This window comes from Microvirga sp. HS2 (assembly GCF_055792805.1).
This window is the reverse complement of the sequence record NZ_JBVVAJ010000081.1, coordinates 1-2,551: the sequence shown is the minus strand read 5'-3', so window position 1 is coordinate 2,551 and position 2,551 is coordinate 1. Positions and strand designations below refer to the sequence as shown.

The following is a 2,551-nucleotide window of genomic DNA, read 5'->3' as shown; positions in this document are numbered from 1 at the left end:
TCATTGAACGCTTTGGAGACGGTGATCGTGGGAAGCAGGTCACGGGGTTCCCTGGTGCCCGGCATCCGTGGACCGGTTGCGGGAGGCGGCCTCGATCTGAGGGCGCAGAGCATCGAGGTTGTATCCGGCGGCCGCAGCCGTCTGGAGAATGGTGTCGGGCGCAAGATGGCGGGCCGCGGCGAGAGCCCACAGGCTGGTCGACCGGGTGCCGGTCCGGCAAAAGGCGAGCGTCGGCCCGGCGGTTGCGGTGAGGGCCTCCTTGAAGGCCTCGACCTGCTCGGGCGCCAGCTGGCCGGGCACGACCGGGATGTGCCGGTAGGCCAGTCCCAGGCGCGCGGCGGCTGCGGCAAGCTCCGCGTTCGCCGGCTGATCGGGGGCTTCGCCGTCCGGGCGGTTGTTGATGATGGACCGGAAGCCTGCGGCGGCGGCTTGCTTCAGATCCTCCTGGGTGAGCTGCGGCGCAACCGAGAGCTTGTTGGTGAGCTTGGCGAATGGCATGGGTCGTCTCCTCTGGGTTTGAGAATGGCCGCTGACGCTCCTTCCGCCTCACAGCAGGTTGAGGCTTCGCACCAGCATGTAGATCGCCACGACGACGATCAGTCCGGCAAAGACGGTGTTGAGCGCGCCTTTCCTGACGGCCAGCTTCGACGCCAGGCGCGCTCCGAGCAGGCCGCCGAGGACCCCGCCGGCGATGAACAACGCCGCCAGAGGCCAGTCGACCAGACCCGAGAAGGCGTAGTTCGCGGCCGTGGTCAGGCCGAAGCCGGTCACCGCCACCAGCGAGGAGCCGACCGCATAGAGGATCGGCATGCCGGTCGCCAGGATCAGCCCCGGCACGATCAGGAAGCCGCCGCCGATGCCGAAGAAGCCGGAAAGCGCCCCCGTGGCCAAACCGATGCCGACCAGCTTGAAGACGTTCTCCCGCCCGAGCCGAACGTTCTCGTCGCCCGCGCCGGAGCGCTTGCGCAGCATCAGGGCGCCGACCACCATCATCAGCACGGCGAACAGGGCGAGAAGCTTCTGGCCGTCGACCATCTGGCCCAGGGTCGAGCCGCCGAAGGCGCCGACAATGCCGGCAACCGTGAACACCAGGGCGCAGTGCCATTTCACGTTTTGCGCACGGGCATGAGTGCCGAGATTGAGCGCCGCATTGGCCGCCACCGCCACCGCGCTGGTGCCGATCGCCACGTGCGGGTTGGTCACGCCGACGAGATAGACCAGCAGCGGCACCGCCAGGATCGAGCCGCCGCCGCCCACGAGCCCGAGCGTGAAGCCGACGAGCGAGCCCGAGGCGAGCCCCAGGATGCTTTGAACAAGCGACAGCGTCATTGTGTTCTCCTGACCGGGTGAGGAGAGGCGGAAGGAGCGGTTCCAGAGGGGCTTGCCGGAAGCCCGTCCGGAGGAGGCGGCCTGGCCTGCCGGGCCAGCGTTATTTAATTAGATATTGCTTATTTAGATATATCTCATATATTGTCAATACCGGTAACGAGACGAGCCCTCGAGGAGGTTCAGATCATGTCAGGCCACCCCATCATCCGGGCATTCTTCGACGAGCCCACCTACACGGTCAGCTATCTGGTGGCCGATCCGGCCACCAGAAAAGCCGCGATCATCGATCCGGTCTTTGACTATGATCATCCTTCCGGCACGGTCGACACGCGCTCGGTCGAGGCGATGCTCAAGGCCGCCGAGGAGGCCGGCTATACGATCGAGTGGGCGCTCGAGACCCACGCCCATGCCGATCACCTCTCCGGTGCGCCTTACATCAAGGCCAGGACCGGCGCGAAGATCGGCATCGGCGAGCACATCACCGAAGTGCAGCGCATCTTCCGCCCGATCTTCAACGCCACCGATCTGGACACCAGCGGGCGCGACTTCGACCACCTGTTCAAGGACGGCGAGCGCTTCGCCATCGGCGCGCTCGCCGTGGAGGTGCTGCACACGCCCGGACACACGCCGGCCGACATCTCCTACAAGATCGCGGACGCGGTGTTTGTCGGCGACACGCTGTTCATGCCCGATTACGGCACCGCGCGGGCCGACTTCCCGGGCGGGGATGCGCACAAGCTCTACCGCTCGATCCAGCGGCTGCTGGCGCTGCCGCCCGAGACGCGGCTGTTCATGTGCCATGACTACAAGGCGCCGGGGCGCGACACCTATGCCTGGGAGACCACGGTCGCCGCGGAGCGGAACAACGTGCACCTGAAGGACGGCGTCACCGAGGACGCCTTCGTGGCGATGCGCCAGGCGCGGGATGCGACGCTGTCGGCGCCACGGCTGCTGCTGCCCTCGATCCAGACCAACATCCGGGCCGGCAAGTTCCCGCCGGCCGAGGCCAACGGCGTGCGCTACCTGATGATCCCGGTGACGCTGAAAGGCGGCGCCGAGCCGGTCGTCTGAGCCAACCCGGCGCCGGCTCACCGGGCCGGCGCCCCTTCCCCTGAGCTTGCAAGGAGGCCTTCCATGAAGCTCGCGACGATCACGCCTTTTCTGTCTGTGGCCGACCAGCTCACCGAACAGGACATCGGAAGCGCAGCCGCACAGGGATACA

Annotated in this window: 3 protein-coding genes; 1 reads left to right on the top strand and 2 read right to left on the bottom strand. The window is 66.8% G+C overall.

Annotation, left to right across the window (positions count from 1 at the left end; genetic code table 11):
- Positions 1-39 precede the first annotated feature (39 nt).
- Together ACS5Q0_RS27350 and ACS5Q0_RS27345 are read right to left on the bottom strand one after the other, a co-directional pair.
- The gene (locus ACS5Q0_RS27350) at positions 40-498 is read right to left on the bottom strand and encodes a protein tyrosine phosphatase family protein (RefSeq protein ID WP_473129767.1); all 459 of its coding nucleotides are present in this window, start codon (positions 496-498) and stop codon (positions 40-42) included.
- Between the two features lie 48 nt (positions 499-546).
- Positions 547-1,329, bottom strand: coding sequence for a sulfite exporter TauE/SafE family protein (locus ACS5Q0_RS27345; protein ID WP_473129766.1), 783 nt, complete (start codon positions 1,327-1,329; stop codon positions 547-549).
- A gap of 186 nt (positions 1,330-1,515) precedes the next feature.
- On the opposite strand from ACS5Q0_RS27345, the gene ACS5Q0_RS27340 reads away from it, so the two are divergent.
- A complete protein-coding gene (locus tag ACS5Q0_RS27340; protein WP_473129765.1) occupies positions 1,516-2,400 on the top strand; it encodes an MBL fold metallo-hydrolase in 885 nt (294 codons plus the stop codon).
- Positions 2,401-2,551: the final 151 nt, after the last annotated feature.